The sequence below is a fragment of the Kitasatospora sp. NPDC032757 genome, from assembly GCF_055579305.1.
In genome coordinates, this window is sequence record NZ_JBVINN010000016.1 from 144833 (window position 1) to 159222 (window position 14390).

Annotated in this window: 18 protein-coding genes; 12 read left to right on the top strand and 6 right to left on the bottom strand. The window is 71.6% G+C overall.

Annotated elements, in window-relative coordinates; genetic code table 11:
- Positions 1-30 precede the first annotated feature (30 nt).
- Together ACZ5WK_RS19875 and ACZ5WK_RS19880 are read right to left on the bottom strand one after the other, a co-directional pair.
- Positions 31-1197 (bottom strand): hypothetical protein, encoded by a 1167-nt coding sequence (locus tag ACZ5WK_RS19875; protein ID WP_465548683.1) that lies wholly within the window; start codon positions 1195-1197, stop codon positions 31-33.
- A 92-nt stretch (positions 1198-1289) separates the two neighbouring features.
- A complete protein-coding gene (locus ACZ5WK_RS19880; RefSeq protein WP_465548684.1) occupies positions 1290-1955 on the bottom strand; it encodes a rhomboid family intramembrane serine protease in 666 nt (221 codons plus the stop codon).
- Between the two features lie 103 nt (positions 1956-2058).
- Between ACZ5WK_RS19880 and ACZ5WK_RS19885 the strand changes: the two genes are divergently transcribed.
- Both ACZ5WK_RS19885 and ACZ5WK_RS19890 read left to right on the top strand, forming a co-directional pair.
- On the top strand, positions 2059-2577 hold the full coding sequence (locus tag ACZ5WK_RS19885; protein ID WP_465548685.1) for a YbhB/YbcL family Raf kinase inhibitor-like protein: 519 nt from the start codon (positions 2059-2061) through the stop codon (positions 2575-2577).
- A 12-nt stretch (positions 2578-2589) separates the two neighbouring features.
- Positions 2590-3474, top strand: a complete 885-nt coding sequence (locus tag ACZ5WK_RS19890; protein WP_465548686.1) for a hypothetical protein — start codon at positions 2590-2592, stop codon at positions 3472-3474.
- 25 nt (positions 3475-3499) lie between these two features.
- On the opposite strand, the gene ACZ5WK_RS19895 is transcribed toward ACZ5WK_RS19890, so the two are convergent.
- Entirely contained in the window at positions 3500-4477 is a 978-nt protein-coding gene (locus ACZ5WK_RS19895) for a helix-turn-helix transcriptional regulator (RefSeq protein ID WP_465548687.1), read from the bottom strand.
- A 96-nt stretch (positions 4478-4573) separates the two neighbouring features.
- Between ACZ5WK_RS19895 and ACZ5WK_RS19900 the strand changes: the two genes are divergently transcribed.
- Both ACZ5WK_RS19900 and ACZ5WK_RS19905 read left to right on the top strand, forming a co-directional pair.
- Positions 4574-6058 carry an MFS transporter gene (locus tag ACZ5WK_RS19900; protein ID WP_465548688.1) on the top strand — a complete coding sequence of 495 codons (1485 nt, stop codon included), beginning with the start codon at positions 4574-4576 and terminating at the stop codon, positions 6056-6058.
- A gap of 68 nt (positions 6059-6126) precedes the next feature.
- On the top strand, positions 6127-6405 hold the full coding sequence (locus ACZ5WK_RS19905; protein ID WP_465548689.1) for a KTSC domain-containing protein: 279 nt from the start codon (positions 6127-6129) through the stop codon (positions 6403-6405).
- Here ACZ5WK_RS19905 and ACZ5WK_RS19910 read toward each other — a convergent pair.
- Both ACZ5WK_RS19910 and ACZ5WK_RS19915 read right to left on the bottom strand, forming a co-directional pair.
- Positions 6387-6656: a DUF2087 domain-containing protein gene (locus ACZ5WK_RS19910; RefSeq protein WP_465548690.1), complete on the bottom strand. Its 270-nt coding sequence runs from the start codon at positions 6654-6656 to the stop codon at positions 6387-6389. The two genes, ACZ5WK_RS19905 and ACZ5WK_RS19910, sit on opposite strands and share 19 nt — an antisense overlap.
- A 54-nt stretch (positions 6657-6710) precedes the next feature.
- Positions 6711-7382, bottom strand: coding sequence for a TetR/AcrR family transcriptional regulator (locus ACZ5WK_RS19915; RefSeq protein ID WP_465548691.1), 672 nt, complete (start codon positions 7380-7382; stop codon positions 6711-6713).
- An 84-nt stretch (positions 7383-7466) separates the two neighbouring features.
- Here ACZ5WK_RS19915 and ACZ5WK_RS19920 point away from each other — a divergent pair, with 84 nt between their 5' ends.
- The 5 genes from ACZ5WK_RS19920 to ACZ5WK_RS19940 all read left to right on the top strand — a co-directional run bounded on the left by ACZ5WK_RS19920 (position 7467) and on the right by ACZ5WK_RS19940 (position 10980).
- Positions 7467-7862, top strand: a complete 396-nt coding sequence (locus ACZ5WK_RS19920) for a DUF4345 domain-containing protein (RefSeq protein ID WP_465548692.1) — start codon at positions 7467-7469, stop codon at positions 7860-7862.
- Positions 7863-7965: 103 nt separating this feature from the next.
- Positions 7966-8307, top strand: a complete 342-nt coding sequence (locus ACZ5WK_RS19925; protein WP_465548693.1) for a DoxX family protein — start codon at positions 7966-7968, stop codon at positions 8305-8307.
- Positions 8308-8718: 411 nt separating this feature from the next.
- A complete protein-coding gene (locus tag ACZ5WK_RS19930; protein ID WP_465548694.1) occupies positions 8719-9561 on the top strand; it encodes a papain-like cysteine protease family protein in 843 nt (280 codons plus the stop codon).
- A 14-nt stretch (positions 9562-9575) separates the two neighbouring features.
- Positions 9576-10532, top strand: a complete 957-nt coding sequence (locus ACZ5WK_RS19935; RefSeq protein ID WP_465548695.1) for a hypothetical protein — start codon at positions 9576-9578, stop codon at positions 10530-10532.
- A gap of 106 nt (positions 10533-10638) precedes the next feature.
- A complete protein-coding gene (locus ACZ5WK_RS19940) occupies positions 10639-10980 on the top strand; it encodes a DoxX family protein (RefSeq protein WP_465548696.1) in 342 nt (113 codons plus the stop codon).
- A 74-nt stretch (positions 10981-11054) separates the two neighbouring features.
- Here the strand turns inward: ACZ5WK_RS19940 and ACZ5WK_RS19945 are convergent, their stop codons facing one another.
- Positions 11055-11645, bottom strand: a complete 591-nt coding sequence (locus ACZ5WK_RS19945) for an HhH-GPD-type base excision DNA repair protein (protein ID WP_465548697.1) — start codon at positions 11643-11645, stop codon at positions 11055-11057.
- 386 nt (positions 11646-12031) lie between these two features.
- Here ACZ5WK_RS19945 and ACZ5WK_RS19950 point away from each other — a divergent pair, with 386 nt between their 5' ends.
- From ACZ5WK_RS19950 to ACZ5WK_RS19960, 3 genes are all read left to right on the top strand, one after another.
- Positions 12032-13006 (top strand): hypothetical protein, encoded by a 975-nt coding sequence (locus tag ACZ5WK_RS19950; RefSeq protein WP_465548698.1) that lies wholly within the window; start codon positions 12032-12034, stop codon positions 13004-13006.
- A 235-nt stretch (positions 13007-13241) separates the two neighbouring features.
- Entirely contained in the window at positions 13242-13871 is a 630-nt protein-coding gene (locus tag ACZ5WK_RS19955; protein ID WP_465548699.1) for a hypothetical protein, read from the top strand.
- A 109-nt stretch (positions 13872-13980) separates the two neighbouring features.
- On the top strand, positions 13981-14390 hold a 410-nt coding region (locus tag ACZ5WK_RS19960), incomplete at its 3' end, for a DUF6461 domain-containing protein (RefSeq protein ID WP_465548700.1).

Below are 14390 nucleotides of genomic sequence, written 5' to 3' on the forward strand. Positions count from 1 at the left end.
CCCCCCGCCCGGTCGGGCGGCGGGCGGCCGTCAGCCGGACAGGGCGGCGCCGATCCGGTCCAGCGAGGAGAGCCGCATCAGGCCGTAGTTGTAGAACTCGACCTCCGGCACGCCCAGCTCGCGCAGGGTGGCGATCTTGGCGGCGAGGTTGGCCGGGCCGTCGCAGTCCGAGGCCATCGGGCGCAGGATCACCGCCATCTCCTGGGGGCGGACGCCGTGCAGGGCGAACGCGGCGATCTTCTCGCGGACGGCCTCCGGGGTCTTCGCGTAGCCGAGCGTCTCGATCTGGTCGGCGGCCTTGGTGAGCGCGGGCAGGTCGATGCCGGAGAGCCAGCCCTTCCCCGGGCCGCCGCCGTCCATGAAGCTCAGCCGCATGCCGTGCCGCCGCGCCTCCGCGGCCACCTCGGCGGCGAGCGAGGTCACCGTCGCGGCGGAGGCGTCCACGTAGGCGGCGAACGCGCCGCCGGCCAGTTCGTCCAGGGCGCCCGGCTCGGCGGCGGCCGCGTCGTCGGCCAGCCGGCGGCGCAGCTCGGTGCGGACGGCGGCGGCCACCTCGTCGGCCGGTACGCCCGCGCGGCCGGCGGCCGTGCGGCAGTGGTCGCAGAAGCAGATCCCGAGCAGGGCCTCGGCGACGGGGCCCAGGTCCTCGAAGTAGCGCTCGTGGTGGTAGCCGTGGCGCAGGCCGTGGAAGTGCAGCGACTCGGCCCGGATCGCGTCCACCCCGTACCGGGCCAGCTCGCCGACCAGGGTCACCGCGTACTCGCGGACCTCCGGGCCGGCGGGGCAGAGCTCGGTGAGGTGGCGGTCGCCGAAGGCGTTGGCGGGGGCGCAGTCCGGGTGCTCGAAGCCGAGCCGGTCGTTGTGGCAGAAGACCGTCCACGCGTGCAGCTTGAGCCCGCGGCGACGGGCCTCGGCGGCGGCCTCGGCGAACGGGTCGCGGTCGCCGATCGCGGTGGAGGGGACGGGCCGCAGCCGGCGGCCGGCCCAGCGGGCCGGGTCGGGCCGGAAGTAGGCGGCGCCGGGCTCCAGGTAGCGGATCACCCGGTGCGGGTTGTGCGGGAAGACGTCCCGGGCCTCGTGGTAGACCGAGGCGAGGGTGACGCCGCCGACGCCCGCCCGGTCGGTGAGGTTGCCGAAGAAGGTGTCGGCGCCTTCGTCGAGCAGGTCGGTGGCGAAGGCGAGGACGGACGACTCCACGGTGCGGCTCCGGAGCAGGGGGCGGGTGCCCTCTCACGCTAGCCGCCGGGGGTGGGTTGGTCTAGACCTGGCCGGGGTGGGCGGGTCGTGGCTCAGAGGCCGAGGTCGTCCAGCTCCTTGAGCAGGGCGGAGCGGGGGCCGGCGGCCTGCTGTGCGGCGGACGCGGGTGCGGTGGCGGGCTTCGGGCCGCGGTTGCGGAAGAGCCAGGCGCCGCCGAGCCCGCCGATCAGCCCGCCGAGGTGGCCCAGCCAGCTGATCCCCGGGTCGCCGGGCACCACGCCGAGCAGGACGTACGCGTACGCCGCCGCGACCACGACGCCGATCACCGCGTCCAGCAGGTTGCGGTCGAGGAGGCCGCGCAGCACCACGTAGCCGAAGTAGCCGTAGACCATGCCGCTCGCGCCGACCGTCACCGCCTCGGGCCGCTCGAACAGCCAGACCGTCAGGCCGCCGGTGAGGAGGACGACCAGGGAGACCCAGAGGAACTTCCTCATGCCGCGGTAGGCGGCGAGGAAGCCGAAGGCGAACAGCGGCCAGGAGTTGGCCTCGATGTGGTCCCAACTGCCGTGCAGCAGAGGCATCGTGAGAATGTCCGGCAGCTCGTCCAGGCGTTGCGAGCGCAGGCCCCACTCGCGGGAGAGCCCGTAGTCGTCCGTCCAGTTCACCAGCTGGACCAGCCAGAGGACGGCCAGGACGCCGAGCATGGTGAAGAGCGCTTGTCGGGAGTCGGCGAGCAGGCGGGCGGTTTTGGAGGCCATGTCCCGACTCTAGGACGGGGTGGCCGGTGGCAGCACCCCACTACAGTGAATCGCGTCATTCAGCCTGAGCTGCGCCGCGCAGCCCGCCGAGAGGTGACCCTTCATGAGTGTCCGTCCGCCGCTGCCGTACGAGTTCCTGCCGCAGGTGCCGTCCTTCGCTCTGACCAGCGAGGACATCACCGAAGGCGGCACGCTGGCCAAGGAGTTCATCCACGCCGGCGGCAACCTCTCGCCGCAGCTGGCCTGGTCGGGCCTGCCGGCGGGCACCCGGTCCATCGCCGTCACCTGCTACGACCCGGACGCCCCGACCGGCTCCGGCTGGTGGCACTGGCTCGCCCTCAACCTGCCCGCCGGCACGGCCGCCCTGGCGCGCGGCGCGGGCTCGTCCGATGCCGGCCTGCCGGGCGACGCCTCCTTCCACGCCCGCAACGACTTCCCCGGCAACAAGTACGACGGCGCCGCCCCGCCGCCCGGCCCGGCCCACCGGTACGCGTTCGCCGTGCACGCGCTGGACGTGGACGCGCTGGACGTCACCGCCGAGACGCCCGCGGCCCAGATCGGGTTCCACATCACCTTCCACACGCTGGCGCGTGCGGTGATCACCGCCGAGTACGGGGTCTGAGATCATCCTCGGATGAACGAACCGGTCGAGGCCTGGCGGCTGCCCGAGCAGGAGTTCAGGGCGGGCCGCCGGGCCTTCGGCTGGACGGTCGGGCCGGGCGGCGAGCTGGTCGTGCTGGTGGTCTCCGAGGCGGCCCTGTCGAAGGCCCACGGCTGGCAGGGCCTCGACCTGCCCTGCGATGCCGAGTTGGTGACGGTGACGCCGGAGCGCGAGTGGCGGATGCTGCTGCGCGGTGTCGGCGTGCAGCCGGACCACCTGGCGCTGCTGCCCGGCGGCCGGACCCTGGTGGCGTGCGCGGGAGCCGGGGAAGAGCAGGACGGGTGGGAACGCAACGCCGTCGTGTACGGGCCCGACGGCACGTCGAAGCGGGAGCTGACGCTCGGCCACTGCATCCAGGCGCTGGTGACCGACCGGGCCGGCCTGATCTGGATGGCCTACGGGGACGAGGGCGTCTACGGCGGCCACTTCGCCTCGCAGACCGGGCTGCACGGGATGGACACGGCCGGCCGTACGGTCTGGAGCCCGCAGCGGGGTGAGCTGCCGGCGGACCCGCTGGAGGGGCTCGCCGCCGCCACCGAGGGCCGGGCGGTCTGGCTGGCCTGGTACCCGGACACCAAGGGGAGCTTCCTCACCCGGATCGACCCGTCGGGCGCGGCGGCGCTGTCGCTGCCGCTCCCGGTGCGCGAGCCGGTCGGGTTCGCCGTTGACGGCGAACGAGCGGTCTTCCTCCTGCCCTCGGCCGGGCTGACGTGGTGCGAGCTCGTGGGCGGGGTGTGGAAGGAGCGTCGACGGGCCGGGCTCCGGCTGCCGGGCGAGCTCGACCGGACGCGGGCGTACGGGCGGGACGGCGTGCTCTGGTTCCGGTCGGGGAACGGCTGGTACCGGGTGGCGGCCTAGGTTTTCCGACCTGTGAGGTTGGGGCCTAAGCGCCGCCGTCCGCCTTGTCGACCGCCCGGTTGGCGCGGGCGGCGAGGGCGCGTAGGTGGCTGTTCATCTCCGGCGGCTCGTGCACCTCGAACTCGCAGCCCAGCATGAGCAGGCGCATGGCCAGGTATTCGAGGGAATCCGCCCGGGAGCGGATGAGGCAGCTCTGCTCGTCGATCGCCTCGACCGAGGAGTCGTTGTTCCGGTTGAGCCAGCGCTCGACGTCGGCGGCCGGCGTGTGCAGGGTGGCGACCAGGGTGTACGTGGGGCTGAGGCGGCGGAGTTTGCTCGCCACGTACGCGGCGGCGTCCTCGGCGGGGAGCTCGCGCGGGGTGAAGCGGGCGCCGGTGGCGAAGGGCTCGCTGATCCGGTCCACCCGGAAGAGCCGCCAGTCGTCGCGGTCGAGGTCGTACCCGACGAGGTACCAGCGCCGTCCGGCCGAGACCAGGCGGTTGGGCTCGACCTGGCGGCGGGTCTCGGCGCCGTTGCCCGCCCGGTAGCCGAAGCGGAGCCGCTCGCGGTTGGTGACGGCGTTGGCGAGCACGGTGAGGTCCTCGGGGTCGACGGTCGGCCCGTCGCCGGTGAGCAGCGGGACGGTGGCCGTGTTCAGCGCGCCGACCCGGTGGCGCAGGCGGCCCGGCAGCACCTGGAGCAGCTTGCCGAGCGCGCGGACGGACGCCTCCTCGATGCCGACCACGGCGTGACCGGCCGCCGCCCGGAGGCCGACCGCGATGGCCACCGCCTCCTCGTCGTCCAGCAGCAGCGGCGGCATCGCCGTCCCGGCCACCAGCCGGTAGCCGCCGATCGCGCCCATCGTCGCCTCGACGGGGTAGCCCAGTTCGCGGAGCCGGTCGATGTCACGGCGGATCGTCCGTGGGCTGACCTGGAGGCGCTCGGCCAGCTCGCTGCCGGGCCACTCGCGCGGGGTCTGAAGGAGGGAGAGCAGATTCAGCAGCCGTGCCGGTGTGTCCGTCATGACGACCAGGATGCCGGACAAGGAGGACAGGATCTGACCTACATCCCCTCTACTGTCGCAGACGTGCCGAAGAGCGAGGTAGCGGAGGAGAACGTGATGGGTGCAGTGGATTCCGACCGGCGGAGGTGGATCGCGCTGGCGATCGTGATGACGGCCTCGTTCATGGACCTGGTGGACGTCACGATCGTGAACATCGCCGTGCCGAGCATCCAGGCGGACACCGGCGCCTCGTTCAGCGCGGTCCAGTGGGTGACCGGCGGCTACGCCCTGGCCTTCGCGATCGGGCTGATCACCGGCGGCCGGCTGGGCGACATCTACGGCCGCAAGCGGCTCTTCCTGCTCGGCATCGGCGGCTTCACCGTCGCCTCCGCGCTCTGCGGCCTGGCGAGCGGCGCAGAGATGCTGGTCGCGATGCGGGTGGTGCAGGGTGCGACGGCGGCGCTGATGGTGCCGCAGGTGCTGTCGATCATCCACGCGACCTTCCCGGCGGAGGAGCGCGGCAAGGTGTTCGGCCTGTTCGGCGCGGTGGTCGGCCTCGGCGCCGTCTCCGGCCCGATGATCGGCGCGCTGCTGACCGAGTGGGACCTCTTCGGCCTGGCCTGGCGGCCGATCTTCCTGATCAACCTGCCGGTCGGCATCGCCGGGCTGCTGCTCGGCCGGGCGTTCATCGGGGAGTCCCGGGCGGAGAAGGCGCTGAAGCTGGACCTGCTGGGTGTGGCGCTGGCCAGCGTCGGCCTGCTGATGCTGATCTACCCGCTCACCCACGGCCGGGAGGCCGGCTGGCCGCTCTGGGGCTACCTCTCGATGGCCGGTTCGCTGCCGGTGTTCGCACTGTTCGTGGCGTACGAGCGGATCAAGACGCGGCGGGACGGCTCGCCGCTGGTCGAGCTGTCGCTGTTCCGGGTGAAGAGCTTCGCGGCCGGCATCGGCGTGCAGCTGGCCTTCGGTGTCGTCTCCGGGATCTTCTTCCTGGTCTGGACGCTCTACATGCAGCTGGGCCTGGGCTGGAGCCCGCTGAAGGCCGGCACGACCGGCATCCCGTTCTCGATCGCGGTCTCGGTGGCGGCCGGGCTCTCGGTGCAGCAGCTGGTGCCGCGGTTCGGGCGGAAGGTGCTCCAGGCGGGCGCGTTGGTGATGGCGGCGGGCGTGCTGACGTACATCTGGGAGGCCGAGCGGTACGGGACGGCCATCGCGCCGTGGCAGATGGCGCTGCCGCTGGTGGTGATGGGCCTCGGGATGGGGCTGATCGTCGCGCCGATCACGGACGCCGTCCTGGCGGAGGTGCCGCGCGAGCACGCCGGCTCGGCATCGGGCCTGATCAACACGGTGCAGCAGGTGGGGAACGCGCTGGGGCTGGGCCTGGTGTCGGTCGCGTTCTTCGGCGCGATGCCCGAGATGCCGGCTCCGGCCGAGGTCGGGACGGCGTTCAACGGGGCGTTCGTCCACGCGATGTGGTGGGTCGCGGGGGTGCTGGTGGTGGTGTTCCTGCTGATGTGCGCGCTGCCGAAGCGGAAGGCGGCGCCGGCTGCGGACGCCGCGGCGGCGGAGGCAGCGGAGGAGCGGCAGCCCGTCCTGGTCTGACGGTCGGTGTGTGAGGGGCCCCGGTCGCGATGCGCGGCCGGGGCCCTCGTGCGCACACTGGGAGCGCGATGAAGCGGCAGGCGGTGGACTCGTCGGCGCTGCGCTCGGTCGGGTACGACGCGGCGCTGCTCGTGCTGGAGCTGGAGTTCACCAGCGGGCACGTCTACGTGTACGAGGCCGTGCCCGGCCGGGTGCACCGGGAGTTGATGGCGGCGGAGAGCCATGGGCGGTACTTCGTCCGGGAGGTCCGGGGGCGGTACGCGTACCGGCGGCTGACCGGAGGGTCTCGCGGCGGGCCCGAGGCTTTCGCGGGTGGACCGAAAGGTGGTCAGGCGGTGCGGCGGTAGCTGCTGCCGTCCTTGGGGCGGGTGAGGTGGCCGCCCTCGACCAGGAAGCGGCGCAGGGCCGGGTAGTCGTCGTGGACCGTCCGCAGCGCGTCGTTGACCTCGTGCTCGGTGTAGGCGCGGTCCGCGTCGAAGAGGGTGCCGGCGAGGTGGGTGAGCAGCTGCTCGCGGCGGGCCGCCTTGCGGGGGATCGTGGTCAGCCGGCCCTCGCCGGAGAAGAGGGCGGACACACTGGGCGCGGTGGTGTCGGTCATCCGTCGAGCGTCGCGCGGCACGAGGTGGGCGGGCAACACGTTTTCGCCCGGTCGCTACCGCGGCCAGTCCGGGGCGGGGTCGGTGGCGAGGAGCGGGCGGACGGCCCCCAGCACGGCGCCGATGCAGACGTCGCGCAGCTCGGTGCGGGTGCAGGTCTCCTTGGTGAGCCAGTCCACGCAGAGCACCTGGACGAAGACCAGCCAGCTCTTCAGGACCCCGGAGACGGCCTCGCGCGCGCCCGCGTCGGCGAGCGGGAGGACGCCGAGCAGGCGGGCGCGGAGGGCGTCCAGCTCGTTGGTCATGATCGTCTGGATCACCGGGTCGCCGGCGAGGACCCGGTTGGCGGCGAGGACGGCGTTGCGGTTGGCGATGAAGTAGTCGAGGTGGGTGTCCATGCCCTGGGCGAGCTGCTCGGCCAGGGTGTCGGCGGGGTCGAACCGCGTCTCGGCGAGCAGCTGGTCGGCTGCCTGCTGGTACACCGCGGCGAAGAGGTCCTGCTTGCCCGGGAAGTGGCGGTAGAGCAGCGCGCGGGAGACGCCCGCCTGCTCGGCGATGTCCTCCATCAGCACGTCCTCGTAGGGGCGCGCGGCGAAGAGCTGCGCGCCGACGGCGAGGAGCTGGGTGCGGCGGTCGGCGGGGCTGAGGCGTCGGCGGGGCCGGTCCTGCGGGCTCTGCGGGCTGTGCGGGCTCTGCGGGCTTTGCTGGCTCTGCTGGCGGGGAGGCACGGGGGAATCCTACTTGACACGTGTCTACTAGCGGTCCCTACTTAAGTAGACGTGTGTCAACCAGCAGTGAGGGGTGAGCCGGTCATGGCAAGGGTCAAGGCTCTGCGGTTACTTGCGTGGGCGATGGGGATCGCCGACGTGGCGATCGGGCTCTTCCACGTCCTGGGCGGCAACGCCGCCGTCCCGGGCGCGGCGGACGCCGGCCCGACGGTCGACAGCATGGGCCGGTTCTTCGGCGCGATCTTCGCCGGGTACGGGCTCGCGTGGATCTGGGCGGCCCGGCGGACGCCGATCCCGGCCGCGGCGGTCCGGGTGCTGACCGGCGTCTTCCTGCTGGGCGCGCTCGGGCGGGTTCTCTCGATCGCCGTGGAGGGGTGGCCGCACGGGTTCCAGGTGGGCCTGATGGTGCTCGAACTCGCCCTGTCCGCACTGTACTTCTGGCTCGCAGACGCGGACGAGAAGGCACTCGCACGGGCCTGACGCGGCATCCGGAAAAAATCTCCGGCAGGCGTGTCACGTTCGCGCGGTGCGGCGGGTCAGAGGGGTGAGAGAGCGCGAGAGACCCGCAACCGAGGAGAATCCGATGTCCGTCGCTTACGTCGTCGTCACCGTCCTGGCCGCCGTGATGGCGGGCTTCTCGGGCGGGTCGATCTTCGCCCGCGCCGCGTACGTGGTGCAGCCGCTGGCCGACTACGGGGTGCCGCAGTCGTGGTGGAACTGGCTGGGCGCGGCGAAGGTCGCGGGGGCGGTCGGCCTGGTGGCCGGGTTCTTCCTGCCGGTGATCGGGGTGCTGGCCGCGATCGGCCTGGTGCTGTACTTCGGCGGTGCGGCCATCACCGTGGCCCGGGCGAAGGCGTACGGGCACATCGCGTTCCCGCTGATCTACCTGGCGCCGGCCGCCGCCTCGCTGGTGCTGTTCGCCTGACGGCGGCTCACCGCGGCTCCTGTGCCCGGCACTCCTCGCGAGTGCCGGGCACAGGCGTCGATGGGCCGACGGGGCGGGAGACGCTCCATAAGCACTGCTTCGGAATGCCGAATCGCCGCTTCTGGAATCATCATCGACAGTAACATTGCACTAACTGTGTGCAATTTTACGCATCGGCGAGATGTCTCGGGATTTTCTCCGGGCGGTAATGATTGTGTAACTGTGGACTAGACCAACCCATGTTATCAGTCGCCAACACGCAGCGCGATGAACAAAGCTGACTGAATGTCACATTATTCGGTTGAAAGCGGGACCACCGTGCTCGGAATCTCTCGTTCCGGTCATCGTGCGGCTCTGCCAGACTCCCCGGAATTCAGTTTTCACCGGCAAGCGGGGAGTGCGATCTGACGCATGAGCAGACACCGTAGAAAGTCACGTCGGACGGCGGTGGTGGCGGCCGCCGCCACCCTGCTGGCCGGCACGATCGCGTTCGGCCTGGGTGTGACGGCCCAGGCGGACCTGGTCAAGGGCACTGTCGTCGGGGGACAGGGCAACTACAGCACCGTCAACGAGCGCGTGCTGCCGTCACTTTCGGCCCGGACCACCGGCCAGGCCCAGGTGGGCGACCGGATCCCGATGATCTGCCGCACCACGGGCGACACGGTCGAGAGCAACAACCGATGGATCTGGTCCGGCGCCTTCTACATCGCAGACGCCTTCATCAGGGAGAACACCGGCAACCTGCCGGTCTGCAGCTCCACCCGGCCGACCAGCTGGACGGCGCTCGACATCACCATGCAGAAGCAGGTCCAGGACCAGTGGTGCTGGGACGCCTCCGGCCTGACCATCGCCAACTATTGGGGCTACACCCAGTACAACCAGTACGACTTCTGCCGCCTCGCTGCGCAGGGCCGTTGGCTGGACTGCAACGACAAGCCCGCGACGCTGGAGGACATGGCCAACGGCCTGTCCCGGATCGGCTTCCGCAACACCGGCTACGGCCTGAGCCGCAACGCGACGTTCAGCGAGGTCTCCAACGAGATAGCCGGCGGCCGCCCGCTCGCCGTGCGGATCGGCTGGCGGTCGGGTGGCGGCCACATGAACGTCATCTACGGCTACGACAGCACCAGCAACATGATCGCGGTGGGCGATCCGTGGCCCAGCACGCAGACCTACACCTGGTGGAACTTCGACACCTACGTCAACAACAACTCGTTCCAGTGGACCCACTCGCGAACGGGCATCCACGCATGAGGAGGCGAACGGACATGCAGAAGCCGAGCATTGTCGCTCTCGCGGCCGTGGCACTGGCGGGGGTGGTTGCCGCCACTACGCCGGCGTGGGCCGAGGGCGGGACCGGGCCGAGCGTCGCGGCCGAGGTGCCGGCCTACGGCGTCGCGCAGCAGGTGCTCCACTCCGGCCAGACGCAGACCACCGTCTCCCGCTTCCTCGGTGCCGTGAGCAACGCTGCCGCGCCCGGAGGTGGCGGCACTGGTGCCGACGGCGGCGCCACGGGCGCGCGGCCGAACGCCCCGAAGGCGGTGGGTGCGCCGTCGTTCGAACTGAAGGACCCCGTCCCGCTGTACGAACTGTCGCCGGACTTCGTCTCGGGCAAGGCTCAGGCGACAGCGCAGGGCGCGTTGAGCCTGTCCTACCTCGTCTCGCGGGTGAACGCCGCCGACGGCCATCAGGCGGCCGTGCTGCTCGCGCCCCAGGCGAAGGGCGGCAACGGCTGGCAACTGGCCGGCATCCGGGACGGCGACAGCGAGGTCAAGCTGGCGGAGGGCGCCACCGCCGGTGCCCGCACCTTCGGCGAACCACAGATCCACGCCTGGTACCGGCTCACGCCGAGCGGTGACGTCGTGCCGCTCAACTCCGAGGCCACCAAGGGCTTGGGGGGCCGCCAGAGCATCACGCTGGCGGCCTATCAGAAGCTGGTGTCCGGGCGGTATGCGGACAAGCAGGCCGGCTCCGGGTACGACCAGAAGGGCCTGGCCGGCGGCTTCGGACTGGTGGATGGCGCCCAGGAAGTGGCCGGGACGCAGCCGGTGGCCGACGGGCAGCCGGTGGCCGGGACGCAGCCGGCGGCCGACGTGCAGCCGGTGGCATCGGCCGAGTCGCATACCGCCGGATCCTGGCAGACTGCGGCCGCCGGGGCGGCGGCCGTACTGGTGGTCGCCGCCGGCGGGATCCACCTGCGCCGTCGTCGCGCAGCGGATCGCTGAGAGCCCGGAAGGTTCTTTGGGCGGGGGCGTCACATGTGGGCGGTGCGGCGGGTCAGAGGGGTGAGGGAGCGCGAGAGACCCGCCCGAGTCCGATGAGGAGAACCCCATGTCCGTCGTTTACGTCGTCGTCACCGTTCTGGCCGCTGTGATGGCGGGTTTCTCGGGCTGGTCGATCTTCACCCGGGCCGAGTACACCGTGGGTCCGCTGGCCCAGTACGGGGTGCCGCAGTCGTGGTGGAACCGGCTCGGTGCGGCAAAAGCCGCGGGGGCCGCCGGTCTGCTGGTGGGTCTGTTCGTGCCGGTGATCGGGGTGCTGGCGGCGGTCGGGTTGGTGCTGTACTTCCTGGGCGCGGTCATCACCGTGGCGCGGGCCCGCGACTACGCCCACACCGTGTGGCCGCTGATCTACATGGCGCCGGCCGCCGCGTCGCTGGTGCTGTTCTCCTGAGGCGGAGGCTCTGCGTCGCGCCGCCCGTGCCCGGCACTCCTCGCGAGGGCCGGGCACAGGCGGCCGCGGCGTGATCAGGCCTTCGCCTTGGCCTCCTTGGCGGCGCGCTTCACCTCCTGCTTGTGGGCGCGCACCTTCTCCAGGGACTCCGGGCCGGTGATGTCCGCGACCGAGTGGTACGCCCCCTCCTCGCCGTAGGTGCCGGCCGCCTCGCGCCAGCCCTCGGGCTGCACGCCGTACTGCTTGCCGAGGAGCGCGAGGAAGATCTGCGACTTCTGCTTTCCGAACCCGGGGAGGGCGTTGAGGCGGCTGAGCAGCTCCCGGCCGGACTTGACGTCCAGCCAGATGCCGGACGCGTCCCCGTCGTACTGGGCGACGAGGAACTGGCAGAGCTGCTGCACCCGCTTGGCCATCGCGGCCGGGTAGCGGTGGACGGCCGGCTTGGCGGAGAGGATGGCGACGAACGCCTCCGGGTCGTGGACGGCGATCTCGTGCGCGTCGAGGTCCTCCCGTCCGAGCCGCTGCGCGATGGTGAGCGGTCCGGCGAACGCCCATTCCATGGGCACCTGCTGATCGAGCAACATCCCGACGAGCGCGGCGAGCGCGCTGCGCCCGAGCAGTTCGTCGGCCTCAGGCTGCTGCGCGAGCCGGACGGTGACGTTCATGGGCAGGCCCTCCTCGGATCGTGGAGACTCGGGTCGCCGCCCAGTCTGGTGGACGGGGGAGGAGAGGGAGGGGTCAACACGCCCAGGGGTGGGAAATCCTTGGAGTAACTGGGTGGTTCGTTGGCGTAGTTGTTGCGCCGTCAGGTATTGCCGGGATATTCGTCTGCTTTGCCCGGCGCGGGGATTGATCAATCGTGTCCGGATCGATCGATTTTCCGGGGGCCGGCTCAATCAACTGCGGGCGGGAACGGTCGTTTGACGCCGATATCGTCAACAGGCTTTGTGTGAAAGGCTGTTGTGGTACGTTCCGTGACCTAACGGAAAATAGGCGACCCCGGCGGTGCTACCAACACCCCGGGGCCAGGCACCAGGAGACGGACCTCCCGATGCGTATCCATCGTACCGAACAGGTACGCCACTTCACCGTGCTTCCCAACGGCCTGTTGCAGGACCGGCGGCTGAGCTACACCGCCCGCGGGCTGCTCGCGGACCTCCTCTCCCGGCCCGACGGATGGCGCGAGGACGGCCGGCACATGGCCGACACCAGCCCGCAGGGGCGCGGAGCCGTCCGGCGGGCGCTGAAGGAGCTCGTCGACGCCGGGTACTACCGGGTCGAGAAGATCCGGATGCCCGACGGGACGATCCGCAGCGAGGCACATGTGTACGACACCCCGCAGCGGGCGGCCCCGGGTGTCACCCGTCCGGCGGCCGGTGGAGGGAACGCCGGGTCCGCAGACACCCTTTTAAAGGACCGAGAGCAAGAACCCTCCCTCCCCCCGGAGGTCGTCGGCCCGGCCGACGACGACGAGGCCGAGGGGGCCGAGGCGGCCGATCTGGCTGGAACGGCCGGTGCGGCCGATGTGGCCGGTGCGGCCGACGAGGTCGGCGAGCCGGACGGGCGGGTGCGGGAGGCGGTGGCAGTGCTCTTCCGGGTGATCCGGCCGGAGCCCCGGCTGCGGCTGGGCGAGGCGGAGGCGATGGCCCTGGCGCCGCTGGTCGTGGAGTGGCTGGAGCGGGGGTGCAGCGTGGAGGACATGGCCCGGGCGTTGCTGCCCGGGCTGCCCGTCCCGATGCACTCGGCGGCGGCGGTCCTGCGGTCCCGGTTGAAGCAGAAGAAGCCGCCCGCGCGTGCTCCCGAGCCGCCTGCGGCGGCGCCCCGGCTCGCGGAGTGCGCCGAGTGCCGCGATCCGGTGCCGGAACCGGGCATCTGCCGCCCCTGCGCGGGCCTCGGGAGGCAGCCGTTGGGCGTCGGCGGCGGAGCGGCGGCGACCGCCGGGGGTGTGGCACGGGCACGGGCGATCCTGCTGGCCGGGAAGGCGGCCCTGGCGGGTTCCGGGCGTGGGGGCGCGACGGTTGCTTGAGCTCTTGCAGCCCTTGCTCGGTTCGGTCGAACCGAGCGAGGGCGTGCGAACCACCGACGACCGGCTCGGCGGCCGGGCCGGCGTGCCACTTCGGGTTGGTCGGCTCGCCGCCCTTGGATGCGACAGTCGCGTAGCGCCTCCGCCGATGCATCAGTCGAGGACGGTGTTCCTCCGAGGCCTCACGGCCTACCATCGCTTGGCGGGCGTGGGGTGGGCACAAGGGGAGGTGCTGCCAGTGCTGGCACGCGACTACGGGTACCGGGTGTCGGATCGCCCTGCCGGGGAGGTGACCCCCCACACGCTTGAGGCACTGGATTCGGCGGTAGCCGAGGTGCGGCGGAAAGCCGAGGAGAACGAGACCACGGGCTTCGTGTTCGGGGGCCTCCTGCTCGGAGTCCTCGGCTTCGCCTGGGCGGGATTCGGGGCAGCCGTCATAGGAGCGATCCTGGGGGCGAACATCATGAGCTCCCTCTTCGGTGCCGTCACCAAGACCGGCATAGGCGTCCTGGAAGCGCGGCGGAAGATCCTCGTCGAGCAGCAGTGGCAGGTCTGGCCGTGTCGCCTCGTGGACGTGAGCGGATCCGTGCCGCGCAGAATACTTCTGCTGGCGCCCGACGGGACGGTCGCCGCGGCCTACCAGAACCTGCCCGAGTCGGCCTGGCTCGGGATGACCGACGGGCGCGGCCTCATCTGGTTCGCGGGAGACATCCGCTTCAATGCCGTGGCCGCGATGCCAGGGGGCGATCCGTGGTGGGAGGTCCAGCCGGTGCCCGCTCCCGCCCCTACGGGTGCCCTGCAGGCCGAGATCCAGGAGCAGCTGGTACGCGAAGCCGTCCAGTTCACGTTCGACCAGTGGTTCTCCTGATGCAGGTCCCGGCCGGCATCGCCTCGACCGGGACGGCGCTCCGGGGCGTCACGCCGGGCGCGGTCGCCTGGCAGCGGCTTCGTCAGTGGTCGCTGACAGGGTGCGGTGCATGAACTCAGTGGCAGCGGCCGACTACAGCTGGATCCGCTCCTCGGGCTCGCCGTTCCGGTACGCCTTCGGCAGCGGGTACTCCCTCACGCTGGTGCGGGGTGTCTCGCCGGACGAACTGCTCACGCTGGTGGGGGCCGAGCCGCGGGGTGCGTGCGAGGGGTTCGAAGAACTGGTCGAGGAACACCAGGAGTTCTCGGAGGAGCAGGACGACTGGGCGGAGTCCTCGCTCGTGGGGGTGTTCACCGTGCCGGGTGACGGGGGCGGCTGGGTGCTCGCCCTGGAACTCGGAGGCGACCTGGGGATGCGGCCGCGATTCATCGGATACCCCCGTGGATACCCCCGGCTTCAGCCGGGGGAGGAAACGGATCTCCCGCGTAGCGGGTCAGGGGAAGCCGTATTGCCGTCAAG